At 65.2% G+C, this 26,433-nt stretch carries 16 protein-coding genes and 2 tRNA genes; 8 read left to right on the forward strand and 10 right to left on the reverse strand.

Annotation, left to right across the window (positions count from 1 at the left end; translation table 11 throughout):
* Positions 1-28: 28 nt before the first annotated feature.
* Positions 29-2,074, forward strand: coding sequence for a hypothetical protein (locus NCW75_07130; GenBank protein UYV14057.1), 2,046 nt, complete (start codon positions 29-31; stop codon positions 2,072-2,074).
* Here NCW75_07130 and truB read toward each other — a convergent pair.
* The gene (gene truB, locus NCW75_07135) at positions 2,071-2,844 is read right to left on the reverse strand and encodes a tRNA pseudouridine(55) synthase TruB (protein UYV14058.1); all 774 of its coding nucleotides are present in this window, start codon (positions 2,842-2,844) and stop codon (positions 2,071-2,073) included. The genes NCW75_07130 and truB overlap by 4 nt on opposite strands.
* 124 nt (positions 2,845-2,968) lie before the next feature.
* On the opposite strand from truB, the gene NCW75_07140 reads away from it, so the two are divergent.
* Positions 2,969-3,055 (forward strand) — tRNA-Ser (locus NCW75_07140).
* Between the two features lie 400 nt (positions 3,056-3,455).
* Here NCW75_07140 and NCW75_07145 read toward each other — a convergent pair.
* Together NCW75_07145 and NCW75_07150 are read right to left on the reverse strand one after the other, a co-directional pair.
* Positions 3,456-4,628, reverse strand: coding sequence for a phosphonoacetaldehyde reductase (locus NCW75_07145; protein UYV14059.1), 1,173 nt, complete (start codon positions 4,626-4,628; stop codon positions 3,456-3,458).
* Positions 4,629-4,634: 6 nt separating this feature from the next.
* The gene (locus NCW75_07150; GenBank protein ID UYV14060.1) at positions 4,635-5,417 is read right to left on the reverse strand and encodes an HAD-IA family hydrolase; all 783 of its coding nucleotides are present in this window, start codon (positions 5,415-5,417) and stop codon (positions 4,635-4,637) included.
* An 86-nt stretch (positions 5,418-5,503) separates the two neighbouring features.
* Here NCW75_07150 and phnC point away from each other — a divergent pair, with 86 nt between their 5' ends.
* From phnC to phnE, 3 genes are read left to right on the forward strand one after another with little or no spacing between them, the layout of a single operon-like run.
* Positions 5,504-6,319, forward strand: a complete 816-nt coding sequence (gene phnC / locus NCW75_07155) for a phosphonate ABC transporter ATP-binding protein (GenBank protein ID UYV14061.1) — start codon at positions 5,504-5,506, stop codon at positions 6,317-6,319.
* A complete protein-coding gene (phnD, locus tag NCW75_07160; protein ID UYV14062.1) occupies positions 6,316-7,239 on the forward strand; it encodes a phosphonate ABC transporter substrate-binding protein in 924 nt (307 codons plus the stop codon). The genes phnC and phnD overlap by 4 nt, the downstream gene beginning before the upstream one ends.
* Positions 7,229-8,452, forward strand: coding sequence for a phosphonate ABC transporter, permease protein PhnE (gene phnE, locus NCW75_07165; protein UYV14063.1), 1,224 nt, complete (start codon positions 7,229-7,231; stop codon positions 8,450-8,452). Before phnD ends, phnE begins: the two co-directional genes overlap by 11 nt.
* A gap of 109 nt (positions 8,453-8,561) precedes the next feature.
* Here the strand turns inward: phnE and NCW75_07170 are convergent, their stop codons facing one another.
* Together NCW75_07170 and NCW75_07175 are read right to left on the reverse strand one after the other, a co-directional pair.
* Positions 8,562-9,716: a TIGR03364 family FAD-dependent oxidoreductase gene (locus tag NCW75_07170; GenBank protein ID UYV14064.1), complete on the reverse strand. Its 1,155-nt coding sequence runs from the start codon at positions 9,714-9,716 to the stop codon at positions 8,562-8,564.
* 220 nt (positions 9,717-9,936) lie between these two features.
* Positions 9,937-12,399, reverse strand: coding sequence for a fibronectin type III domain-containing protein (locus NCW75_07175; GenBank protein UYV14065.1), 2,463 nt, complete (start codon positions 12,397-12,399; stop codon positions 9,937-9,939).
* A gap of 474 nt (positions 12,400-12,873) precedes the next feature.
* Between NCW75_07175 and NCW75_07180 the strand changes: the two genes are divergently transcribed.
* The gene (locus NCW75_07180) at positions 12,874-13,935 is read left to right on the forward strand and encodes a hypothetical protein (GenBank protein ID UYV14066.1); all 1,062 of its coding nucleotides are present in this window, start codon (positions 12,874-12,876) and stop codon (positions 13,933-13,935) included.
* 59 nt (positions 13,936-13,994) lie between these two features.
* Here NCW75_07180 and NCW75_07185 read toward each other — a convergent pair whose 3' ends face one another.
* The gene (locus NCW75_07185; protein UYV14067.1) at positions 13,995-15,425 is read right to left on the reverse strand and encodes a sulfotransferase; all 1,431 of its coding nucleotides are present in this window, start codon (positions 15,423-15,425) and stop codon (positions 13,995-13,997) included.
* 366 nt (positions 15,426-15,791) lie between these two features.
* On the opposite strand from NCW75_07185, the gene NCW75_07190 reads away from it, so the two are divergent.
* Together NCW75_07190 and NCW75_07195 are read left to right on the forward strand one after the other, a co-directional pair.
* The gene (locus NCW75_07190) at positions 15,792-16,703 is read left to right on the forward strand and encodes a type II secretion system GspH family protein (protein ID UYV14068.1); all 912 of its coding nucleotides are present in this window, start codon (positions 15,792-15,794) and stop codon (positions 16,701-16,703) included.
* Entirely contained in the window at positions 16,690-17,301 is a 612-nt protein-coding gene (locus NCW75_07195; GenBank protein UYV14069.1) for a hypothetical protein, read from the forward strand. Before NCW75_07190 ends, NCW75_07195 begins: the two co-directional genes overlap by 14 nt.
* 488 nt (positions 17,302-17,789) lie before the next feature.
* On the opposite strand, the gene NCW75_07200 is transcribed toward NCW75_07195, so the two are convergent.
* The 4 genes from NCW75_07200 to NCW75_07215 form a co-directional block, all read right to left on the reverse strand.
* Entirely contained in the window at positions 17,790-19,343 is a 1,554-nt protein-coding gene (locus NCW75_07200) for a sodium/proline symporter (protein ID UYV14070.1), read from the reverse strand.
* Between the two features lie 134 nt (positions 19,344-19,477).
* A tRNA-Pro gene (locus NCW75_07205) sits at positions 19,478-19,551 on the reverse strand.
* 139 nt (positions 19,552-19,690) lie between these two features.
* Positions 19,691-24,403: a hypothetical protein gene (locus NCW75_07210; protein UYV14071.1), complete on the reverse strand. Its 4,713-nt coding sequence runs from the start codon at positions 24,401-24,403 to the stop codon at positions 19,691-19,693.
* Positions 24,404-24,471: 68 nt separating this feature from the next.
* Positions 24,472-26,433: a hypothetical protein gene (locus NCW75_07215; protein UYV14072.1), complete on the reverse strand. Its 1,962-nt coding sequence runs from the start codon at positions 26,431-26,433 to the stop codon at positions 24,472-24,474.

The raw sequence follows: 26,433 nt of genomic DNA on the forward strand, positions 1-26,433 counted from the left end.
CGAACACCTTACGGGCCAGGGCGGGCACATGCTCAAGTTCCTCCGCCGGTACAGCAAGTGGCTCATGATCATCTTCGGCGTGCTGCTGATGGTGGCGTTCACCGCGCCCCAGGCCATCACGCAGCTGGGCAACCGCATCTCGAACCGCGAGATCGCGCGTCTGGACGGCTCGGGCATCCGCGCGATGGAGATGCAACTGGCCGAGCGGCAGCACGCGCTGCTCAAGGATCGCGTGCCCCCGCAGTACATGCCCGCGGTCGATCGCGACCGGACCGGGCTGCACTGGATGATGCTGCGACGCGAGGCCGAAGCCGCCGGCCTGGTGGGCGTGGCCGGCGACGGGGCGCTCTGGCTCGAGGACTTCGCGCCGCAGATGGCACGGCGTCAGATTGATCTGAAGTATGCACAGTACGCCCAGCAATTCGGCCCGCAACTCGCCGCCCAGTTCGCACAACAGGAGTGGAACGGCATGCCTCCTGCAGAACGGCAGGCGATGATCGACCGCATCGCGGGCTTCCTCGGCAACCCTCCGAACAACGTGAGCGAGCGTGAGTACCACGAGGCCCTGAGCGTGGCCCGCGGCATCCACCGCCTGACGGCGACCTACTTCGAGAGCGCTCCGCTGAGCGATACGCGAGCCGTGCGAAACTCGGCCGACCTCCAGCGCTTGGCCAGTGTCGAGGCGTTCTGGGTCAACGGCCGAGACATCGCCGGGATCGCGGGCGAGCCGAACGACGAGCAGGTGCGCGAGCACTACGAGCGGTTCGCCTCGACACCCCTGGGCGGCGGGGAGTACGGCATCGGCTACACCCTGCCCGAGCGGCTGAAGCTCGAGTACCTCAAGCTCGACCGCGACGCGATCCTCGCGAACATCACGCCCGACCCGCTCGAGGTGCGCAAGCGCTATCAGGCCACGGCCCGCGAGCAGGAAGCCGCCGGCCAGGAAGCACAACCCTTCAGCGAGGTCAGGGAAGACCTCGAACGCAACGTTCGTGAAGAGATCGCCGACGACGTGATCAAGTCCGCCCAGCAGGCGTTCGTGGGCGCGATGGGCGAGGCAACGCGCACGCTGGAAGCCGAAGGGCCATACAAGCGGCTGCCCGACGACTTCGACTCGACGCGGCCGAGCTTCGAGAGCGTGGCCCAGGCCATGGTCGAGACCGTGGGCCTGACGCGCTTCCCCGAGGCCAAGGACGGCACCGTCGAATTGCCCGCACCAGAGATCGTCCGGCCCGAAGGCTGGCTGTGGCCGTCGGCCATGATCGCGCTCGACGGCTTCGGCCGGGCCCAGATCAGCATCGGTTCGACCCGCGCCCCGGTGGCCCAGGTGCTGTTCGCCGTCCGCGAGTTGCGGCCCGAGATGGGCGCGAGCCTGGCGATCCAGAAGGGCCTGCCGGTTACCGATATCCCAGCGACCGGCCCCGACGGCAGTGTGTACTTCTACACGGTTCTCGACGTCCGCGAGGAATCCCAGCCGGACAGTGTCGACGAGGTGCGTGAACAGGTCGTCGAAGACTGGAAAGCACTGCGGGCCTTCGAGCAACTCCGCGACAACGCCGAGCAGGTTGCCCAGAACGCGGCAACCAACGGCCTGACCTCGGCGGCTGTCGAACTCATGAGCACGCTCGGCTCCACGGCCGAAGCGCCCACGCCGCAGACTGTTCGCGTGAGCCCCAACGCCGTTGCGACCGCCGGCTCGTTCCAGGCGCAGCCCATTCCGGAGATCAATGCCGAGCCGTTCCGCGATGCGGTAATGGCGGTCTTTGAGAGCCTGGACCCACTCGTGGACGTCGAGGAGACGCCGCTCGACCAGCGGACCGTTTCCGTGCCGATCCCCAGCACGCTGACGCTGGGCGTTGGCATGGTGAACGGCATCACGCCCCTGACGGCTGAGGCCTATCGCCGCATGGCCGATCGGTTGGACTACGAGCTGCGCCTCATCGAGCTGCGTGAGGCCCTACCCAGCGGCAATCCATTCTCATTCGAGGCCATGAGCCAGCGGCTGAACCTCGAGATTATTGGTGCCGAGGACGAGGCCGCCGGCGGCGGAGAGACCGAAGGCGACGAGGGCTAAGCCTGGCCTTCGTCGTCGACGAAGGCCTCGACCGGCAGCAGGTCCGCCTGGGTGAGGACCGTCGGGAGATCATCAAGCCTGGTCGCCCGATCGATCGTGAACCGCCCCACCGCGGTGCGACGGAGCGCCGCGAGCGACCCGCCCGTGCCGAGCGCCACCCCGAGGTCGCGCGCCAGGCTGCGGATATAGACACCCTTTCCCGAACGGATGTCCAGATCTGCGAACGGCCATTCGTAGCGCATCAATTCGATCGAGTGGATCGTGACAGGCCTGGGCTCGAGTTCCACCACCTTGCCCTTGCGCGCGAGGGCGTAGGCCCGGTGGCCTCCGACCTTCATCGCGCTGAAGGCCGGCGGCCGCTGCATGACGTCACCCACGAACGCGCCGAGCGCTTCGAGTACCCGGTCCTTGGTCGGCGGCCGCTCGATCACGACCTCGGTCCGCTCGCCCTCCCGATCGTCCGTGGTGGTGAACGCTGACAGGTCGACCCGCGCCCGGTATTGCTTCTTGCCGATCATCACACGGTTGCACAGGGGTGTGGCCTTGCCGCAAAGTATCACAAGCAGGCCGGTCGCCAGCGGGTCGAGCGTGCCGCCGTGGCCGACCTTGACCCGCTTTGGGGCCCCACCACGCCGCAGGGCCGACCGCACGCGGGCACAGGCGTGCATGGAACTCGGGCCCTCGGGCTTGTCGATTACCAGCAGCCCGCTGACGGGAGCCGGGTGGGCGTGCTCGGGATCGTGCTTGGGCTTAGGGGAAGGCTCGGCCATGCCCCAGATGATTGCGTTGGTAGCAGCGAAGGCGAACCGGGACTGGCCGTTCATCGCCTTTTGGCGGGTCCGGCGCTATCCTGTTGCCCGCTCGCCTTTGGGCCTGATAGCCCTGGCGACCCACGGAGAGGTGGCTGAGCGGTTGAAGGCGCACGATTGGAATTCGTGTGGGGGCGTAAGCCCCTCGGGGGTTCGAATCCCCCCCTCTCCGCTTGTCTTCAAATAGCCCGTCTGAGCGCTCGCTAGGGCCGTTTCTTCGAGACGAAACACCCCTGAGTTCCAGATGAGTTCCCAAAACGGGCGTTTTCGCGCCTCGGGGTGAGTTTCGCTGCATTCTCCGCAACCGCAGATGAACTCGATGCTGTCTACCGCATCGCGTCGAACACCGGCCGGCAGGACGAGCGGCACCAGCCACTACACCACAGTGCGGCCGCACTCGAGCCTGGAGCGTCATCCCCGTCGCCGAAACACGATCACAAGAGCCCCGCTCGGTGAGCTTCTCGCGCAGGGAGGCGGGTTTGCCAGACTGGAACATGGCCAGAGCCCAACGATGCGCATTTCGACGGGCCTAGATGCCATGCTCGTCCTGATGTTCGTAGCGTGAGCTTCGGCTACCCCATCACGAACGATCGCTGGGTGCCCATCAGTACGTCGTCGGCGGTTAGCCGACGCGGGTTGTTGGACAGCCGCATGGGATCGATTGCCCGAGCCAATGCGGGGAGGTCAGCGACGGACACGCCGGCCGCGAGCGGACTGCGTGGCAACGACAGTGCGTCCAAGAGGCTCGCCATCGCGTCGCCCACGCGGTCGGGCCGAACGCCAAGCACGAATGCCGCGTCGTGTACGAATACCCGAGCGGCCTCAGGCCCCGCGGGATGCTGGCATGAATCCGCATCGACGCCCGCGTTCCATTGCGCCACCCAGCCGAGCCCGTATGCCACGGCCAGCCCGTGCGGCACGCCGTAGCGCTGCGTCAGCGCGTACGAATAGGCGTGGGCCGCTGTCGTTCGGCTGATGTTGATGGCGCAGCCGCTCAAGTGCGCCCCCAGCATGATGGCTTGGCAGGCGGCAGGATCCTGGTCGCGTGCGGCAGCGACGAGATACTCGAACATCAACGTGCCGCCCTCGGTGGCCAGCGTTCGCGACCGCTCGGTCGCGCCGCAGGCCCAGATCGATTCGATGCACTGGCACAGCGCGTCGAGCCCGGACACCGCGCTCAGCCGCGGGGGCAGCGACTCGATGAAGCGGTGGTCGAGCACGGCCGCAGCGGGCCGCAGCGCAGGATGATCGATCGACTTCTTGCGACCCTCGACGTAGAGCACGCCGAAGCTCGTCGCCTGGCTGCCCGAGCCGGCTGTCGTGGGCACGGCGATGACCGGCGCCGCGCCGCGGATGCTCGATCGGCCGCGGATGATCGCCTCGACGTCGTTGCGGTGATCGAGCCCGAGCGCGGTGGCCTTGGCGAGATCGATGCACGAACCACCCCCCACCGCGACCAAGCCGTCGGCCCGCACGCGAATCGCCGCGTCGATGACCGACCGTGCAAGCTCCGCCGACGGATTGGGTTCGATCCCGTCGAACATGCGCTCGCCACATCGCGTCGCACCATGGATTTCTTCGCGCAGTCCGGCGGCGTCGACCGCTCGCCGATCAACTACGAGCATCGGGCGCGTCATTCCAGAGTCGGCAATGAGTTGCGTCAGCGCCCCGGCCTCGAACGCGAGGGTCTGGCCCTCGAACGCTCCGACGCGCGACCCCGATTGCTTGGAGAGTGCGTCGAGCATGCCTCGTCAGGCTCCGACGCGCGAGTAAGCCTCGAGGTGTTCGGGAAGCTCGTCGAGATGGTCGATCGCAACGATGCCCGTGAGGCGCCCCAGCACGGGCTCGGTCCGTCCGTTGCGCATGGCGACCACCAAGCCGCAGCCGGCGTTGACGCCCTCTTCGATGTCCGCCAGGCTATCGCCCACCTTGCATACGCGCGAGGCATCTTCGACGCCCAGGCGAGCCATCAGGGCTCGGATCATGTCCGGATGGGGCCTGCCGCGGTCGACCTCGTCGCTGGCGATGGTGGCGTCGAGCTTCGACCGCCAGCCCAAGCGATCGATCACCGCGTCGAGGATGGTTCGATCGAAGCCGGTGTCCAGGGCGACGCGGATGCCGCGGCCGCGCAGCGCTTCGAACAGTTCCTCAGCGCCTGGCATCGCTCCAACCCGGGGAGCTCCTGCATAGTGCTGGACCATGGCTGAACGGAACCGCTCGTGGATCGTCTCGACCTCGTCGGCGTCGGGCGCCCGCCCTCGCTTGGCCTCCAGCAGCGTCGCGATGGCCAGGGGCTTGAGCAGCCCCATGACCGGATCGACCTCTCGCGGCGAGACCTCGACGCCCGCCGATGACAAGGCCGCGGCCATGCAGCAAGCGACCACGTCGCCATCGTCCCTGAGCGTGGTGCCGGCCACGTCGAAAACCACGAGTTCCATGCCATGCCTCTCGAGTTGGGTGTACCCACGCATCTGCGTGCGCGAGCCTAGGAGCACCATTGCTCCAGGCGAGGGGGCGACGGCGTCGTGGATCACGTCTTGACGAGATCTTCACACGTCGTCGGCTTGCCCGGCCCGCTCGCGAGGCCCAGCCTATGTGTCTTAATTGGAGCGAGACGCACGTGACCCCAGTCCTCGAGCTACGCAACCTGACCATGACCTACGCCACGGGCCACACCGCCCTGTCGGGCGTGAGCATGTCGGTGGCCGCCGGAGAGCGCGTCGCGGTCATCGGGCGTTCGGGCGCGGGCAAGAGCACGATGCTCAGGCTCATGAACCGGTTGCTGACGCCCACAGGCGGCGAGATCGTGTTGAGCGGGTCATCCATCACCAGGGTGCACGGCCGGAGGCTCCGCGAAGTACGGACGCGCGTGGGCATGATCTTCCAGCAATACAACCTGGTTGGCCGCCTGACCGTGCTCGAGAACGTGCTGGTGGGCTGGCTGGGTGCCCAGCGTGGCTTGGCGACGATCCCCTCGCTCTGGCGGCAGTTTCCCGCGAGCGCTCGAGAAGCGGCCATGGCGTGCCTCGAAGAGGTCCAGATCGCCGAACTCGCCAGCCAGCGGGCCGACCAACTCTCGGGCGGGCAGGCCCAGCGCGTGGCGATCGCTCGCGTGCTCGCCCAGCAGCCCACGGCGATCCTGGCCGACGAGCCGGTCTCCAGCCTCGACCGACGGAGCAGCGAGATCGTGCTGCGGACGCTCGATCGCATCAACAAGACCCACGGGGTACCGATCGTCATCAACGTGCACGACGTCGAGATTGCACGGAACCATGCCGACCGTGTCGTCGGGCTCCGCAATGGTGTGCTCGTGCTCGACACGCCAGCCACGGCACTGCACGACGGCGAACTGTCCCGGCTCTATCGCGACGAACCGGCATCCGCATCGAGCACGCCCGCCCAGACGCACCACACCTTGAGGGAACAGCCCGCATGAACACCGCCATCCGCTTGTTCTTCGTCGTGTCAGCGGTGCTCCTGCTCGCCGTTGCCGGATGCAAGGACCGTGCGTCCGCCAGCTCATCGCCTACTGGGAGCGGGGAGAAAAGTGATAATCGCGAAGGCTGGCCCGAGGTCATCCGCCTGGGCCTGATTCCCAGCGAAGGGGGGAGCGACATCGTGGCCCGGTTTGCGCCCCTGGCCGATCACCTCGAACGGCAACTGGGCATCCCCGTCGAGACGTTCAGCGCATCGGAGTATATCGGCGTTATCACGGCCATGCAGAACAAGCAGGTCGACGTGGCGTACTTCGGGCCCAAGAGCTACATCGAGGCCAATCGCATCGCGGGCGCCGTGGCGGTTGCAAGGGAACTCAACGACCAGGGCCAGGAGGGCTACTACGGCATCATCATCGCGCGTGCGGACTCGGGCATGGTGACGATCGAGGATGCCCGCGGCGAATCCTTCGGCTTCGTGACCCCGAACAGCACGTCGGGCTTCCTCGTGCCGAGCATTGGCATCATCGAGAAGACCGGCATGAAGCCCGAGGAATACTTCGGCGAGATCCGGTATACCGGTTCGCATGGCAGCGCCATCCGGGCCGTGCTGGCGGGCGACCTGCCCGTCGCCGCGACGAACACCCTGGACCTGATCGCCATGGAGCGGGCCGGCTTGGACAGTTCGCCGCTCATCGAGCTCTGGCGCAGCGAGCTGATCCCTTCCTCCCCGATCTCGGTGCGCGGCGACTTGCCACAGAGCTTCCAGGACGCCGTCCGCGACGCGGTCGTCTCGCTGTCGGACGAGCCCGAGGCGCTTGAGGCCATGGCCCGAGGCGGATTCATGCGGGCCAACGACTCAGACTTCGATCCCATTCGGGCACTCGAGCAGCGGCGGCAGGAACTGATCGATGACCGATGAGGCCGAGCCTCGGCGTCCCTTGATGTCCATCCTGCGTTGGGGCGCTCCGCTGGCCGCGTTGCTGGTCGGGACGATCGCGTTCTCACGGCAGGCGCTGATGGAGCTCGAACCCGCGGTTGCGGTCGCTATCGCGGCCGCGATGGCGGCCGTCATCGCCTGGCTCACCGCACGCAGGCTGGCGCTGCCGCTCCTCATCCTCGCCGTACTCTCCTGGTCGGGTGCCAAGAGCGACCTCGATCCGGGTCTGCTCGTCGAAAATCGCGGTCGCGCGGCCGAGTACGTCCTGGGCCGCCAGCTTTCCGACGCCCAGATCGCCGAGACCTACCAGAGCGCCGAGCGCACCCTCATGCTCTCCCTCGAACGCCAGGCCAGGCTCCAACTCGTCGAAGAGCTCCGCCTCGAACCGGGCGCCCCGCGTCCCGAAGGCTTCGATGAGGCCATTGATGCTCGGACCACCGAGCTCCGCAACGAAACGACGCTGGAAGAGTGGGACACCCTTGTCGAGCGCCAGGCTCGCCGCGTGAAGCGTGAACGAAGCGGCGGCTTCTTCCCGCCCGAGACCGATCCCGACAGCCTGCGCCTTTATGCCGACGCGTTGCTGGAGACCATCGCGATCGCCATCTGGGGCACGCTCTTGGCCATGGTCGCCGCACTGCCGATCGCCGTGCTGGGCTCCCACCGGACGTTGTCGATCCTCAGCACCGCGGGCGGTCCTATCCCGGGCCTCTTGCGTCGCCTGGGTGTGTTCTTCACCCGCCGCGGGTTCGACGCGTGCCGCGGCTTCAATGAATTCGTGCTCGCGTTGATATTCGTCGCCATCATCGGCCTAGGGCCTTTCGCCGGCGTGATGGCCCTGGCGGTGCACACCTTTGGCGTCCTTGGCAAGGTCTTCGCCGACGCACTCGAAACCGTCCGGCAGGGCGAGATCGACGGCGTGACCGCCACGGGCGCGTCCTCGACGCAGGTCCTGTCGTTCGCGGTGCTACCCCAGATCATGCCCTACGTGGTCAGCCAGACGCTGCTGCGATTCGAGAGCAACGTTCGATCGGCCTCGGTCCTCGGACTGGTGGGCGCGGGTGGGATCGGCTTCCTCATCGACGCAAAGCTCAAGAGCTACGCCTTCCAGGAGGTCGCCACGATGATGATCATGATCATCGTGGTCGTGTCGCTCATCGACTTCGCGTGCGGACGGATCATGAAACGCTTCACCTGATCGGGCCGGCTCGCATACCACACGACGTGCATGCGCTCGGTCAAGGCCTCGCCGTGCAGTGTGTCGCCATGGCAGCCACTCGGCTCTCGCGCATGCCTCGCGGCTGGGATCAGGCGGGTTGCTTTCCATTGAAGGCACCGCACTCGGCAGCAATCGTCTCCTCGGCGATCGCTGGACCGAGGGTCATGCCCGCTCCGCCCACGCAGTTGACCACGGTGACCCCCGGGGTCGGCTCGCAGCGCAGCACCGTCTTTCCATCCGTGCGCCTCGCGTACACGCCGTGCCAGCGATCGACCACGCTCGAGCTGTCAATGTCCAGCATCTGACCAAGATAAGCCACGATGGCGGCGTTGACGTCCTCGCGATCAAACGGAGTCGCACCCTGGCCGTACGCGTGTGAATCGCCGACAACAAGCGTGCCATCGCCTCGCTGAGCACTCATGACGTGGATGCCGTGCTCATCGTAGAACGGATGCTCGCGGGCATAGCGGGCCTTCACCGCCTTGAGACTGGGGCACTGCTCGAAGGCCGGATAGTGCCGCAGCGTCAGCCCGCCGGCGACGTGGGCCCCCGCCCGCCACGCCGGGGCCGAAAGACGCAACATCTGGAGCTTGCAAAGCTCGACGGGGAGGCGCTGGTACACCTCGGGAAAGAGGACGCGGAGGTCGGCCCCGGAACACACAACCACCCGATCGGCGTGCAACTGCTGGCCATCGGCCAGGGAGACCGTGCCCGCCTCGCAACGGACCGCGGCGAGAGATCGCACGAACGCCACGCCCTGCGCTTCCAGCCAGCGGGCGATGCGATCGGCGGCCGTCCTGGGCTCGACGGCCAGTTCGCTCGCGCTGTGCATCACCCCGACGAGCCCGTCGCGGCGGAGCCCGGCATGCGTCCGATGGGCAGCCTCGGGCGAGAGCAGCGTGCAATCCAGTCCATCGCACCTATCGTCGCTCACGAATTCTTCGAGCACCGCCCACTCGTCGTCGTGGCGCGCCACGTGCAAAGAGCCATCGGGCCGAACGTCGACGCCAGCCTCGCGGCCCAAGTCCAGCCAGATCTCGCGTGAACGCAGGGCGCGGCGGCGGTCCTCGCCCGGTCGCATGCCGACGGGCCACACCATGCCAAAGTTCCGGACCGTCGCCCCGATCGCCTTCGGCTCGCGTTCGATCACGCCCACGCGCTCGCCAGCCCGCAGCGCCGCCAGAGCGTGCGAAAGCCCGAGGATGCCAGCCCCCACCACGATCCGGTCGTATCGCTCTGCCATGCGAGAAGTCTACTCGGCTGGGCCAGCGATTGATCGTGATCGAGCACGCCACAACAAGAGCTTCATACGCCGATGGCGCGAGGCACCTTGTGGGGGGCGTCCGGTCGGTCCTTCCGCTGACCCGAGTTCGGCGCGTGCAGAGGTGTAGTCGGGGATTCAGAGGACGGGAAACGGTGGGGTAGCGGCATGCGGCCAAGGAGAACGTGAATCAGGCCTCGAACTAGCGATCGGGTGACGCTTGCGAGCCGTTAGTGGCGGGTCGTGTTTCACGAACCGCAATGTGACCCGAGACCATCAAGTTGTCGATTGCCCAGTACCAGTCGTTCTCTGCCTGGTCAAGCCGGAACATGAAGACCGCATGGCCCGCTCCTCCCGGATTCTGGATGGGCACGACGACGCGTTCGGCGGGATTCTTGGCGTGATAGGTTGGCTCGCCCTGCCGCGAGGTCCAGCGCATGATCTCTTTTGGCTCCGCATCATCATAACTGACCATGATCGTGGCGCGCATGTCGTCGTATGGGTCCCAGGTGCTGTCGAAGCTGAGGATTCCGCTACCGGGTTCGATGCCATCGAGCTTCACCGGTACGGACACCATGACCGCATCAAATGCTCCCCCATCGGGAATGGGTGCGTCGTACCACTCATCGGGGTCGGCCACGGCAAGATTGCCCGATCCAAGCGTGAATTGACTGCGGCTTTGATCTCCCGAGGCCTGGATCCACCACTCCTTGTTGGCGATCGCCCACCCGCGCCACTCGGTGACGCCACCTTGGGGCATCGCGGACCGATCGTTGGTCCAGCCCGTCGGCGCGCCCGCCGACCAAGCCTTGGCCTTCGTCCGCGTTTCATCAGTGTTGGGACCAAGTTGGACCGCCTCGAAGTCTTCCTTCCAGAGGATGAGGATGTCCGGACAGTCGGCATCCGTCGAACCTACGCCGAGGAACGTGCCTCCGACGGAGATACAGTCACGTTCGCGGAGTTGCCTGGACGTGCCATCGGGCAAGCAGCAGGCGCCGATGGGCGCGGCCCCAGTCACGAACGCTCGCTCTTGCGACCACTCGCTCCATGCGAGGCCATCGTCACGATATCGGACACGCCAGTAATGGGTCGTGAACGGATCGAGCCCGTCGAACGTATGCGATGTCATCGGCATGCCAGCACGTGTGTCCACGCTGTAGTAGCCGTTGTCACGGCCCGTTGCTTCGGGTGGCGCGTACCAGTTCTCGAATCGGAACCACTCGTCCCGCACCGGCGCCGAGAAGTCGCCCTCGGTCGTACTGATCTGGATCTGCGTGGCGAGGTGTCTGTCGCCGTCGGGATCACGGAAGGAGCTAGCTTCGAGGACGAGTCCGTCGGCCGGCACGCCGGCAGAGCCGCTCGCTGGCGATCGCAGCTCGGGCGTCACCGGTTGCTCGTTGGATCGGCGGATGCGGACGTCGTCGATCACCTCGTTGTCCTTGGGATCGAACTGGTTGCCGCGGCTGATTCGCCGCATCCGGAAGCTCGGGTTCGGTCCGTCTTCAACTTCCATGAGCACGAAGCCCCAGTCCATGATGGACTTCTGGAATTCGGCGTAGTCCTCGCGTGGATACTCGCCCCACCAGGCAAGGTCGCCCTCGGTCGCCGAAACGTCGACCCACAGGTGCGTGTGGTCTTTGCTCTGGCCGCGCTCGTAGGCGTGCGTGTGGCCGAAGAAGTGGATGCTTGGCTTTCCAGTCTTCGTCGAGAATCGCTCGAGCCGTCGCACCACGTCACCTGTAAACGCCGTGTTGCCGGGCGTCCACGCCGGTGTCAGGTGCGGATGGTGCAATTGGGCGAACACGAAGTCGATATCGTCGGCAGCCGCGGCATCCTCGAGTACATTGTCGAGCCAATCGAGCTGTGTCTGCGTGCGATAGGCGCCGTTAGAGTCGAGCCCGATGATACGGACGTTGCCGTGGTCCTTCCACCACCAGTGCTCGAGGAAGCCTTCGGTGCCGTTCTCGGGCAGATGGAAGTAGTCAAAGAACCAGCGTGCATCCTGTTCGTGGTTTCCGGGCACGGGATAGATCGGAATGCGAGCGCTCAGCTCCTGCTCCTCATCGAAGAACTGCTCCTTCCACTCGTTGTAGTTGCTTCCCGCATTGACGAGATCACCCGGGATCAAGCTGAAGGCAAGGTGCTCGCTGAGCTCGAACGCGCCGCCGTCGGCATGGCCGAAGTTCTCGCGTACGAACCGGATCACTCCGTCGTTGATGACCGTCGTGTGTCGATTGGGCACCGGCCCTGCCTGCGTGTCCGAATACACAACGAATTTGAAGGGCTCGCCGGATCCGGGCGGCATCGGCGCGCGGAACTGGTACGTTTGTGTACCGGGCACTCGCACGCGGTAGCGATACGAGGCACCGGGCTCGAGACCGAGCAGTGGAACGTGGTGGATTCGAGCCTGTCCCTGGCTGGGAATGGAACTGCCTCGGGCGGTGTGTTCCAACACGTCGCCCTTGCCCCATCGAACTTCGCTGGGAGATGGCCCTTCGGTCTCCCACACGATCCAGATGCTTGTTGGCTTGGCGTCTTGCAAGAATGGCCCGACCCGTGCTGGGCTGGCCTTCCGTGTCGTGTCGGCCTGCTTGCCCGTGGCGACGTGACTCGCGAACAGGAGTGCCAGGCAGACTAGCACGTGACTTACGATGCGATGCGGCATGGTTGGGGCTCCGTCGTTTCGAGCACAGTCTACTACGGCGCCGATCCGGAACAACTCTGCACCCTATGTGCGACCCTGTCAGAGCCCCTGCCTCAGTGGTGCCAGCCGAGATCTACACACAATCGACACCAAAGCTTCACCCATTTAAGGACAGGGCTTGTACGCGTAGCCTGCTTCACTCGAGGTCAGGTCGTCCACATGCGGGCGGCCAGCCATAAGTACGGCCAAATGCAGCACCGCTTGACACTCGGTTCGCGCGTCTGAAGAACCGGGACCGCGGTCATGCACTTCAGTGGCGCCGAAGCCCAGGTTTCAACCATGCGAAAGTACCATGAAATTCTCCGTGATTACCTCCGGATTTGCTCAATCTTTGCGCCTTGTGAGCGCGTTGGCTCCACGGCACCGCGAATATTGATGGGCGTACGAAGGCCGTGGCCCAGCTTGCATCAACACCTTAGATTGGAGAGATTACGCATGACTCGCAACATCATGATCGTGCTCGCGAGCAGCGCCGCCGCCCAGACCGTCCTCTACGAGCAGGACTTCGAGGATTTGACGCTGCTCCCGTTCGTGAGTTCGAGCGAGTGCTGTGGCGACGGCACCGATTGGACCGACGAGTTGCCGGCGGGCTGGGACTTCGACAACGGCGACACGCCCAGCGATGGTCCTGCCGAGTTCTTTGGCTTCACCTTCCTCGACATCAATTCCTGGATCGCGACAGCCGGCGACCAGGATCGCAGCACGTTCGTGCGCGGCACCGGCACCGTCATGGTTGCCGATGGCGATGAGTATGACGATTTGGGATCAGGCATCGAGCCCGACCTGTTCAACGTGCTGGTCCGTACGCCCGCGATCGACGTTACCAGCGTGGCGTCCGGCCTGCTGGAGATCGCGTTCGACTCGAGCTTTCGCCCCTACGACACGATGACCGGCCTCGTCGAGGTCAGCTTCAACAGCGGCCTGAGCTTCGACAATCTGCTGACTCTCAACGTCGATACCGTGCCGGGCGGCTCGAGCAGCCTGGAGCGGGCCAACGAGGCCATCGCTCTGTCCGTGGCCATCCCGAGCGGCGCGACCGACGCGATCGTCCAGTTCCGTATGGCGGACACGGGCAACGACTGGTGGTGGGCCATCGACAACATCGTCGTGAGCGAGGGCACGGGGGCCCCCTCGCCATTCGGCTTCGTGACCACCAGCGAAGCCGTGTTTGAGACGACCACTCCCGTCATCGAATGGGAGGCGGCTGCCGACGCCGATGACTACAGCATCATCGTCGCCCGGGAGGCCGACCTGAGCAGCGTCGTCTTCGATGACGACGGCATCATCTCGACAAGGGCCCAGGTCGGCCCGCTGAACAGCGGTCGGTACTACGTGAGCGTGACGGCGATCAACGTTGGCGGCGAGCGCGAGATCCTTGATGCCCCGCTGAGCTTCTTCGTCGTGAACCCGTGCCCTGCCGACTTCAACGGGGATGGCTCACTCGACATCTTTGACTTCCTAGCATTCAGCAACGCGTTCGACGCCGGCTGCCCATAATCTACCCGCAGGTAGATTGATGACGACGCGGCGTGGCCGTCCGTTCGGGCGGCCACGCTCTATTCGTAGCCGAAGGCATCGATGAATGGCTGCAAGACGTGAACGTGTGGCTCCAGGTGCTTTCTGTAGTTCTTCCAGCGACCAATGGCGCTGGTGTAGATGGGTTCACGAACCTCGGTCTGTGTCGGCGAATTTACCAGTTTGTGCCGGGTGCGTTCCCTGTACGCGAGTACTTGGTTGTCCCATGCAACCCCGAGCATCTGTATAACGTGGCGCGCCTCGACAGCCAGATCCGTAACCGCGTCTTCGTAGCGCACCTCGATCCATCGCTCGGCATCCAAGGCCTCGCGATATCGCAACCATGCGCCCATCTCGACGGCGTACAACTCGCACGCGGTATCCCACGACAAGAGCATTGAACTGAATTCGGTGAGACGGAAGCTCCGCAGGACGCAACTCGCGATGACGTCGCGAGGATCCCGCACAGCCACGATAAACTTCGACTCGGGAAACAGCCGCAGCAGGCCCGGGAGGAGCGTGGTGTGGTTCGGGTTCTTGTCGATGTGGAGCCGCTGATCCAGCGGCTCGCCGAGCGCGGCCTCCATGAAGTCGAGGTACCGGCGTCGCTCGCTCCCAATGACATCGTCTGGGATGGCGTCCAGTGTCTCGAGCGTCAGCGCTCCCCCACCTTGCTTACACATCCTCGGGAAGATGTCGCGGCTGAAGATGACGCGTTCGGGAGACGCCACGATCGACGGGTGCGCGTCGAGGCATTGCTCCAGCAGCGTGGTGCCCGACCGCGGAAAGCCGATCAGGTGAGCAATGCCCGCCACTCGGGCGTCCAACTCAGGCTTCGCATCCAGCCACGTTGGTGGGCCGGCTTCGGCGAACGCGGAGGCGAGGTCCGCGAGGGCAGCGTTGTTCGCACGAGCCCTCTGGAGCATAGGTTGCGTGCTCCGGAGGCGACCGATAACGCCATGGGCGTGCTCGATCGCATCAACCGCGCGATCGAACTCACGCCGCGCATCGTGGACGTAGCACAGTTCGGTTGCGGCTTCCGCCTGGACGAGCGGCGGCGCCGGGTCGACGGCGAGCGGTTCAAGCGTTACCGTCGCCTCGTCGAGCCGCCCCATCCGCCGCAAGATCCGCCCCCGCACGAGCCTCGGCTCGGCTGCTACCGGGGCTAGTCGTATGCACGCGTCGATCGCGTCCAAGGCCTGCTCGAGCTTGCCGACTTGCTCGTAGAGCACGGCCACTTCGCCCTGTACCGAAGGAGGCAGCGTGCCCAACCGTTCGAGCTCCTCGAGCGCCCGCTGTGGGCGGAAGCAGCGCGCGTACGTCTGTGCGATCAGCGGAGCGACGCGCGGATCGGTGCCTGCCAGGGAACGCGCCTTGTCTAGGTAGCGTTCCGCATGCGCGATCTCGTGCCGTCCGCCGAATGCCCTGGCGGCCTCGAGCAGTCCCTTGACATTGCCGGGACGCTTCCGCACGGCTGCCTCGAACTGGGAAAGCGCCAGATCCAGATCGCCGCGCGCCCACGTTGCCCTGGCTGTCGCAAGTTCCGCAAAATCCGCGAGTTGCCTCTCAGACACTCGTTGGAGGGATGCTTGGGCCATCACGCGACACTAGGCCTCTGCCTGCTGTAGCGCTCGCTGTTGGAACCCACGAACGCCGCGAGCAACCTTGCTGCAAAGCTGGGAAGTGCCTTTAGGTATATTTGGCAGAGTTTATGAAAGCATTCAGAATCACACAAATTGCCGTGAAACGATGGTGTTGCGGGCGACCGGTCCCTCCCTTGCAATTACTGTTCGCCCGGTAGGGCTGACATCACTTCCACGCTGAGGAGGTCGCACAAGATGATCCACGCAGGTCTGACTCGCCGGGATCGTGATGGTTTTACGCTCATCGAATTGCTTGTCGTCATCGCCATCATCGCGTTGCTGATCGGCGTCTTGCTGCCGTCGCTCGGGAAGGCCCGAGAGGCCGCGTGGCAGGTAACCGAATTGAGCAACATGCGGCAGATCGGCGTCGCCTCTCAGGTCTACACGAATGACTACCAGGAGTGGTTCAACCCGATCCAGGATCAGGTACGTGTTCCTGCCGGCCGGCGTGGAGGCTTCGCGATCATTGAGGTGACTTGGCGCGAGATCCTCTGGGAGTACGTCGGCGAAGCGCGGGAGGCATTCGACTCGCCGGCAGAGCGTACCGAGATCTATTCCGATGGCGTCAGCCAATACGACGTGGAGTTGGCCGCCGCGGCTGGCGCCACGATCTCGGAGAACCCCGATGCCGTCGGAACGCCGGTCACTGAGATTGACTACAACCGGAGTGGCATTGGCGCCAACCTCGTGCATTACTGGGACCAGGAACGCGACCTGCACGGCCGCCTCTACTTCGAGGGCAAGGGCCCGTTCGGACGCCCCACGGAGCGTGGCTACAGCGAGGGCCTGACGCAGCTCAGCGAGGTCGAGGATCCAAGCGAGCTCATCCTCTTCGGCAGCGGCGGAACGGACCACCCCCGCTGGCCCGAAGACACTTGGTGGATCTACAAGTACGAGGATCCCGTTCGCAAGCCCGGATTCAGCCGGTACCAGCAGTTCGTGGACTTCGGCTCCGATACGGGGTCACTTCGATTCAACAACAAGGGCAATTACTTCCTCGCCGATGGCAGTGGTCGCCTTCTGGACCCGCGTGAGATCGCCTGTAACAACGACGAGTGTATGTGGAGTGTGTGGGTTGATGGACACAAGAGCCATGGCGTCCGCTGATTCTCGCTTCGAGCACGAACCGCTCGTCTCGGAGGACGAGTTTCGGGAAGCTCCGGCGGCTCGACGCGGTGAGCGGGGCCCTCGTCATGCACGTCGCGCGGGGCTCGGGGGTCTGGTACTCGCCGGCGTTGGCGCGGTCGCGTACTTCACGCTGATCGGGGGGAACGAGCCACTCGGGAGCCTGTCGTACTTTTACGACGAGAGCGCCCAAGAGCTGTTCGTGTCTCGATCTCAGCAGTACCCGCCGATCGAGGGCATCGATAGCGGCGACAGCGATGCTTCCGATGGCGTGCAAGCTGTACTCTATACGTGCTGCGACTCGTGCAATGATGGCACCCCGCAGATCGCATACCTGCAGCGGTACACCGACGAGGCAAAGCAGGTGTTCGAGCGTGCGGACGCGGCGATTGCCGAGGGACGAGCAGGCCCACCAGAGGCGGCCGACCGCAAGTACGTCTCAGCGAACACCCTCGTCCGAAGGGTCGCAGACCCGACGTGGCACCCCAAGCCGAGCCGCGAAGGCCAGGACATCGCTGGAATCTTGCTGAGCAAGTGCCCGGGTGGCGTGTTCCCGAGGCGCACCGATCCGACAGATTGAGGCTTCGCCCCCGTCAGCGAGCCGATCGCTGGAACACACTGGGGCCGTACTCGAAGCTCACAACGACGGCGCGGTGGTCCGAAGGTGGGCTCGTACCAGCTTTCTGGACCACTCCTTGGGAAGGAGATCGAGCATGAATCCGGCCGCAACTTGAAGTCTGAGTAGAAGGCCGGGCATCCCAGGGTCTGATAGATCTTGTCGCGTGGCGGGCAATTGCGCCTCGCCATGAGTTCCAGGGTGAGTTCCAAATGCGCGCCTCAAGACCGGCAAGAATCGGCAAAAAACGGCAACGATCCGAAATGCACAAGTGCTTGCAGCGACAACACATACCGCGATTGCAGAGTCTCAAGACCGATCCAGAGATCCCCTCGTCTCGAATTCCCCCCCTCCGCTTTCTGGCTCGCGGGCCCGCTAAGCGATTGACTCGCAACCACTTGATACACGATGCTCGTCCATTGGTGGATTCACGCCCGACGCGAGAACGGTGGCTACCCGCGATGGCCGGCTTCGGCGAGGTCCTCCTCGACGCCATCGAGCCTCTTGCGGCCGTCCTTGTCCAGAGCGCTCACGAGCACCGCGACCGCTCCCGAGATCAGGAACGCCGGAAGTAGGACGTCGAGCGCGGTGAGGTAGGCCGGGCCCTGTTCCCAGCCGAGCAGGCCGAGCAACGGCGGCGCCGCGAACTTCAGGAGCGGAACAGCGAGGAAGCCCGCGACCATGGCGCAGCGGGCGGCCAGGGCCGTCAGCCCGCTCCAGAAGAGGCTGAGGATGATGACCGGACAGAACGTTGCCGCGATGCCGCTCCAGCCAAAGATGATGATCCAGAAGACGCCGTTCTCTTTGTCGTAGGCGAGGATGCCCAGGCCGATCGCGAAGCTGATGAGCGCGAGCCCGAGCGTCAGCCGCTGGCTGAGCTTGACCAGCGTCGAGTCGGCCATGTCAGGGTGTCTGGTGCGTTGCCAGTAGTCGCGAACGGCGGCGCTCGAGGCAACGACCAGGAGCGAATCGATCGTGCTCATGATGGCGCTGAGGACCATCGCGATAAAGACCCCGCTGAGGAACGCGGGCAGCAGTTGCTGGCTCATGAAGGGAAGGATGCTGTCTGAGTCTCCGCCAAGGGCGCTGCTGTCGTAGAGCGCCCGGCCGACGATGCCGGTCAGGACCGCGCCGCTATCGGCTAAGAGCGTCCAGAGCAGCGCGACGCCCGCGCCCTTGCCGATCTCCTTCTCACTGCGGAGCGAGATGAAGCGAACGAAGACCTGGGGCGAACCGAGGAAGCCGATGCCGATCGCGGCGAAGCCCAGGATTGTCGTGACCATCATGGGCGTCCAGCCGGCACCACCCGTCGGCGAGAGGTGGCCCGGGCTGACGTCGCGGAGGGTGTCGATGAGGTTGGTAATGCCGCCGATCTCGAGCAGCCCCACGATGGGAAGGAGCACTAGCCCGATGAGCATGAGCATGCCCTGGAAGACATCGGACCACACGACCGCGATGAACCCACCCTTCGTGATGTAAAACAGAACCACGAGAAATCCGATGGTCGCGCCCAGGAAGTGGTCCATCCCAAGGAACGCGTTGAACGCCTTACCCGTGGCGAACACCTGCGACGCGGCGTAGATCGGCACGAACGTGATCAGCGCACCCGCCGCAATCAGCCGGAGCCAGTGGCCGCGATCGCGGAAACGCGATTCGAGGTAATCGGGCACCGTGATCGAGTCGTACTTATCGGTGAGGCGCTTGAAGCGGCGGGCCATCAGCAGCCATGCCCCGCCGACGCCGAGCAACTCCCCGAGCACGACCCAGAATCCTTGGGCACCAAGGGCGAAGCCCGTTCCCGTGAGCCCCAACAGCAGCCACGCGCTCTCGCCGGTGGCCCGGGCGCTGAACGCAACATTGATGAACCCGAGACGCTTGCCGCCGGCGAAGTAGTCGCGGATGTCGCGCATCTTCTTCGATGCGAGCCACCCGATGACGAGCAACACCGAGCAGTACATGGCAACGGCCGCAAGCTTGAGCAGGCTCTCGGAAGTGATAAGCGTCACCTCGTACGATTCTGGGTCGGATCGATGCCGACCGTGGCCCATCCTCGATCAGCGGCTCAGAGTCTAGCTAACTGCCCAGGGTAGGTTTCTTCGCTTGAGACGCACAGACCTCCCAGCCAGAGTGATTCTGTGAATCAGGGTGACAGGATTTGAACCTGCGACATCCTGCTCCCAAAGCAGGTGCTCTACCAAGCTGAGCTACACCCTGGACCCGCAACTGTAGCCTGAGGCCGCCCCAGGGACCGCCCCGCACACCAAACGAGGACGGCCGGGTGGGCTCCCTCTGCTCCACCCGGCCGCGTCTCCCCTCCCGGGTCCGTACCCCCACGGGAGAATGTCTTCACCGCCTACAGCGGCAGCTCGTCGAACAGCAGCACGCGGGGCTTGTCGCCAGCCCGGCGGACATTCGATCGATCGACCACGATCAGGTACCGCCGCGCAATGGAGGGCACCATCGGATCTTCGGGTCGAAGGCCCTCCACGTCCTCGGGGGCGTAGCCGTGCATGACGAACCAGATGGCGTACACATCGCTACGGACGGTCACGGTGTTGGCCACGCCGTTGAACAGTGCGAGTTGCTCGTCGTAGTCGTCGGCGATGCCGTCATCGCGAGTACCGGCAGCCTGGTCGACCAGGCCGCTGGCCGAGTATCTCACGGCGTCCACACCGTCAACCGCAAGAGACTCGCCGTCCTGGCCCAGGCGCCGGATCATGTGCGGCCGCGCGTACGTCGACGGGCCGAGGACCGGCCCGCCGGTCGGCAGGGTGTCGGCGGCCAGCATCTCGCCGACCGAAAGCAGGCCCGAGTGCTCCCGGATCCCGTCGAGGCCGGTGATGGTCTGGCGGCCAAACAGGTCCTGCGGATCCATGTCGCCCCAGGCACCGGGATCCAAGAAGTCTACCGACGTGCCATCGCGCGTCAGCGCGCCAGACTTGTCGCGGTACGCGCGGATGCCCGCGGCCACGTCGGAGCGATGGTCGTGCAGCACGTTGGGATCGTCGTTGATCCAGCTCAGGGCCGGATCGATCGTGGACTCATACGTCGGCGTGAGGCCGGGCAGCACGCTGGTGGTCGCCTCGGTGGCGGTGTTGAGGTTGACCAGGCCCGCGATGGGCGTGCGCGTGTTCACCGGCGCATCGATGGTGGTGATGCTGGACATCACGGCCATCGCGTGGGGCACGCCCAGGCCGCGGCGCTCGTCGCCCGTGGTGAAGTCGCCGGTCGTGTCTCGATCGACGTAGGGCGCGGGCAGGTCGAGCGAGAGGTGGCCTCGGTCGAGCAGGTCAAATGTATTTTCGGGAAGGCTCGGATACGCATCGGGCGAGTTGCTGGGCGGGGCCAGGTCGTAGCCCAGGGCCAGCGTGAGCAACTCACCGGTCGTGAACCAGTCGAGATCGGTCGCAGTAGCCGAACTGTTGCCCGGCATCTGCACTGGCCCAACCGCGGGCACACCCAGGAAATCACCAGGGCGCAGCATCCGGACGCCGGTGCTGCTGGTCAGGTTGAGCAAGCCGCGATTGTCGTTACGAAGAGGGTTCATATAGAGGTCATCGAACCCGAGACCTGATGATTGCTCGCCGGGGGTGATCGTGAAGCGATGATCCATCGTCGTCGGATCGGTGGCCGGCAAGGTGATCTCGGTCGGAATCTGGGCCGTCATGCCGCCGGTCGAGCCACCGCCGTTCGAAAAGATGTCGACCAGGGCCCGCTCAGCCGAGTCGAGCTTGCCGCCCCCGACGAATTGGCCGCGGTTGATCGAGAAGCCGGGCGTGAGCGGTGCCGGTAGCATGAGATCGTCGGTCTTGGCCATATTAAACGATTGGCCGTTCTCGGTGAAGGGCTTCTCGAGCACATACGCGGGAAGCGCTCCGAACGGAGCCATGGCGGTTCCGGTCGGTCGCGCGATGGTGCCCCAGGTCACGATCGAGTAGCCCGTGTTATCCAGCGCGTCAGCGGCCGTCATGTCCTCGGGGCCGGCAGCGGTCCCGGCAATGTCGGTGTTCGTCGCGGGGGGGCGTCGATCGAGTGTTGGCCGGTCGTTCAGATCCGCCGGATCGAACAAGCGATCGAGCAGCACGTCGGTGGTCGTGTCGGCACCGCCAGCAGCATCACGGTTGAGGCGCGTCCACAGGGTCACCTCACGGTTGGCATCGGAATCGCCCGCTACGCCACCGGGAGGACCGGCCAAGAAATCTTGGACGTTCACATTCGGTGGATCAAAGCGGACCGCCGGATCGTTGGGAGCCCCCATCATGTGCAGGTTGATCCAGGTCTCGACTTGGCCCGAAGAAACCGAGAAGAAGCTTGCGGCCGCATCACTGGCACGCTGCGCGAGATCAATGGTGTCGTAGTACAACACGATACTCTCGCCGCGGGGGATTCTCGTGCCGGCTGGGATCTCGAGCCCATCGGACAGAGCCGGGCTGGCAACCGGCCCACCAAGCTCACCAAAGCGCACGAAGTACTGGTTGTTGCGCACCTCGATGTCGGTGGTGTAGGGGTTGGTAAGCTGTACAGCAAACACCTGGCCAACGAAATCACTGTTGTTGTCGCTAGGCGACGTGTTGATCTCGAAGTCGATCGTGACCGGGTTGCTGCTGCCGCCCCCGGGACCAAAGATCGGCCCACCGCCCCCCCCGGTGGGCGGGTCGTACTCGGCATCACCCTGCGAAGGCGCATCCTCGGGCGAATCCGTGAAGATGTTGTACAGCGACACCTGGGTGATGAACGGGTGGACCTCGAGCCCGTACACGTTCATCGCGATCACGCCGCCGGCATCGGCGCCCGAGGGCAGACGCTCGTCGCCCATATCAAGGCGGCCGCTCACGCCGGGGTTCGAAGACATTGGCTCCGGTTGGTTCCACCACGGGAACTCGGCAAACCCAGACATCGCGCTGCGGTTCGCGCTATCGACCAACACCGTGAAGGCGCTGGGGATGTCGTCACCATCGAACATGTCGATCATGTTGGCCGTCGTGTGCGCCGCGGTACGGAGCGCAAAAAGGCGATCGAACCCGTAGAACGTCGACTGCCATTGATCGGATCCCGAAGGCGTCCACGCGCCCGCCTCGCCCGCCGAGGGCATCAGGGCGTTGCCATAGGTGCGGAACATCGGGTGGGCGTTGCGCTTGAGCCGCTCTTCCACTTCGAGCGTGGGGTTCGATTCCGGCAGGTCGGACGGCGAGGCCAAGTTGAGCAGCCGGTAGCCGTCCTGGAGCACGGTGGGGTTCTCATCTCCGGGGTCGAGGGCCACCGTGCTCTCGGGCAGCGACGAACTGCTGGTGTACACGTCGAGCGCGCTGGGCGAGGCCGACGGGTATCGCACGAGCGAGGGCACGCGCGGGATGCCGCCGCTGAGGGTGGTCAGGTGCTGCCGCACGCCGATGTGCCGAAGGGCCAGCGCCGCATCCGGATCCGTCAGGTCACGCTCCCATTGCAATGAGCGATTCTCACGCAAGGGGCTGAAGAACTCAAACGGCAGCGTCGTGAGCCGCCCACCAACCGCGCGTTCGAGGCTCGACAGGCTCTGGGGGTTGTTCAAGCCGTTGAAGGCCAACAGGTCCGAGAGATCCTCGAGCCCGAACGCGTACTGGCGATAGACGCCGTCGATATCGGTACGCAGGGGCGTATCGACACTCCGCCGAAGGAGCGAGTACTCGTCGCGCCGTTCGTCGGCCATCTGCGGATCGACGCCGGGCGTCAATGGGCCGGCGGGCGGCTGCTCGCCCGACAGCACGCGGCTCATGGCCCAGTAGCCCTGGTTGGCGATGTCGCGGGCGTCGTCGTAATTGTCGTAGTCGCTGTAGTCCTGGGCACCACCGGTGGGCTGTGGGGCCGCGTCGTAGAATTCGTCGAACATCGCCCACGAGTTCTCAAGCGTGAGCAGGCGGCGCAGGTCGATGTCGGCCGGCGAAGCGCCCAGGCGGAACCCATTGGTTGGGGCACCGTCGTAGCCACCACCGACGGCCAAGGGCTGCAAGATACTACGTGCAGTGTTGACGTTCACCTTGCTCGAAAGGTCGACAATGCGGGTCGCCACGAACCAGCGGAGTTGCCCCTCGCTCGGGATGACATTGCGCGGCAGGAAGGTGCCGGGCGAGCCCGGGACAACGACATCAACGAGTTCCTGCCAACGCGAATCGAAGAAGCCATCACCGTCGGCGTCGGCCCACATGTAGGGCATGTACTCCTCGTCGTCGACGGTGAAGCCGTTATCGAAATCCACCGGACGGAACGACCCAACGAGCCGGCTGTCGAAGTGGGCGGGAATCTGCGGATCCGCCGAACCACCATACACCAGATTCGTCGTTGGACTGCCGTCGTGTTGGGTCAAGAACAGGTTTTCGCTCGTCCGATCATCGCCCGAAGCATCCACACCAATACCGGGCTCGGCATCGAAATTGCCGCGCAGGTTGAACAGGTTCACGTACAGACCGTTCGGCCCGACGTTCGAGATCTTCGGCCAATCCACCCGATCGGCGTATGCCGGCGAGTTGAATGGGTCGCCGCTCTGACGGATGTACACCGGCTCGCTCGCGGCCAGGAACGGATCGCTCGGGCCGAACGGCCTGAGGTCACTGAAAATGGTAGATGCCGCAGCCGTAGGGTTGTCGGTGATCTGCAACGGCGGGAGCGATCCGATCGGGGTAAACGCGCGCCCATAAAAGCTCAACTGCGGCTCGGGCGTGCCGGTGACCGGCGAGCCATCGAAGGTGCGATTGAAGTCGGTGCGGGGCAGGTCGACCGCCTCGGTCTTGAAGATGGGCTCGCCGCTGGGGTCGTAGCCCTCGAAGTACACCGAGAGGGCGTCGTCTCCCACGATGCCGATCAGGTAGTCGCCGATGTGCTGGGCCTGGCGCTCGACCTCGGCGGCGCGCACGGTGGTGCGGGCCGACCGGCGATCACCGCCGCCGATGCTCACATAGGCAACAGTCAGCACCGCCAGCAGCGCCAGCGTCGCGACCACCAGGATCAGCGTGGAGCCGCGCCGGGCCGCAAGATTGCCGCTAGCCACTCGGAGCGCCTTGGCCGTACCCATGTTCATCTTCATGCTTCGCATGTCCATTCCCTCCCCGAATCTACCGCGCTACTTCGCGCAAGCCACCTCGCGGCGGCGTCCAAGTCCAGCTATCGCGCCGAGTTGCCCGGCGTGGGGAAGACGTACTGGAACGTTCGTTCGATGGTCTCGTCGCCCGGATCGGCGAGCGTCACCGTGACGCGCACCAGCTCGGGCCAGGGCCATTCAAGAGTCTCTTCGGCCGCAGCGTCAGGCTCGACGATGCCAGGCGTGACCGTGCTGCCATCGGGATTCTCCGGATCGAAGAACGGCAGCGTGTACCCGAAGTACGACACCGTCGGCAACGAACCGCTGCCACCGAGCCCCGAGACTCGCACGCCGTGGACGACCTCGGGCAGCACCGGGAAGCTCGCAAACTCGTCCCCAACATCCGCAAAGTCACCACCCAACGACGATGCGAATTGCGTGCCGAGTCGGGGAATATCAGTGAACTCACGCGCCGTGGCACCCACGCCCATCGCACCCGCTTGCGCTGGCTGCCGCAGGCGGTAGGGCACGAAGAACGAGCCCGCAAGATCCGCGGCCGTGCCGCGCACGTCCTTGTAGTACTGCGGGTATGGCATGACCCGAACGTCGATCGCCGGGTCGAACGTGCCCGGAATGCCGTCGACATCATCTATCTCACGCTCGGCACCGTGCCAGATCATGAGGCCCTCGTCGTCGAGCTTGCCGAAGCTCCACTCGACGATGAACTCCGACACGCGCGGGATGAAGGCCGAAGACGCGAGCGCGGACTGGTCGGCCAGCCGGATCGCGCCGCGGGTCGGGTTCGTCACCGAATCGGCCAGCGGCGTGTGCAGGTCTGGGGGCGCCGGCTCGTATCGCATACGGGCGATGTCGGCATCGGCCAGATTCACGGACCGGTACGAGGGTTCAACGCCCGGGTCGAGCAGGTTGGTGTTGTAATCGAGTCGCACGGGATGGCTGGGCGCCGGCATCCCATCGAGCATCCACGACTGCTGGACGCCAACCGGACCAACAACAAAGCTCGGGCCGACATAGTCCGCGCAATTGACCAATTGGAGTGGCGAAAAATAGGAGTACTGTGGCGATGTAGGCGGCCCACCAACCGCCAGACCAGCCGACGATTGCACAATGCCGCGGATCTCTTCGAGATTGGTTGTCGCCACGTCGACCAGGCCCGATTCGAAGATCGGGCTGGTATTGGGCGCGGTGATGCCCGCGATGTTCCGGATCGTCGAGGCAACCGGGAACACCAACGGGCAGCCCGTATAGCTCAGCGCGTTGACCGATCGGAAGATGCTCTCTGCGGCGGGCTGGAGGCCAACCTGCAACCGGTTATCAGGCGAGACGGACGGGTAGGGTGCTGGGAGCGAGGCCGGCGTGTCGGCCCGCCCGCCGCCGATGCTCACCAGCGTCGTGGCGTGCCGGAGCAGCGTCCACGAATTGGCAAAACGGTTCGGATTCCCCGTTGTGCTCGCACCTAGGAAGTGGCCCTCGGCCGTCACCGGCGGGCGGTTCGGCGTCGTGACATCGGGCTGGGCATATGCGGAATTCAGGCCATTCGGCTGCATCCGCTGGCCGATGCCGTAGTAAATGCGGGCGCTGGCGCCCTCGGCGTTGTACCCCGGCGCGAGCGGCTCGCGGGCCGACGCGGAGGGTGTATCAACAAAGAACATCAACTCGTCGACGCGGCGCGGCCGCCAGTCGCCGATGGGCTGATCGGGATACAACGGAACGTCGTTGCCCGCGTCGGCCTCCTCGTGGCGGATGATGAGGTACCCGTCGCGGGTCATCGCGCCGAAGTCCGCTCGCATCTGGCGTTCGAGCACCGCCGCGTACTGCGTGATCGCGCTCACGCTGCGGCCGCGCGACACGGTATCGCCGACTGAGGCGAAGATGCTGGCGATGCCCACGGCCACGAACGCCACGGCCCCCACCGCCACGAGCATCTCGATGAGCGTGAAGCCCCCCGCCCGGCCGATAGCCCGGCCGCTGGCTTGGGCCAGCGCGCGAGCGCGGCGGCCACGACAGTCAAGTTTGGTGTGCAT

This window comes from Phycisphaera sp. (assembly GCA_025916675.1).
GTDB lineage: Bacteria > Planctomycetota > Phycisphaerae > Phycisphaerales > UBA1924 > JAHCJI01.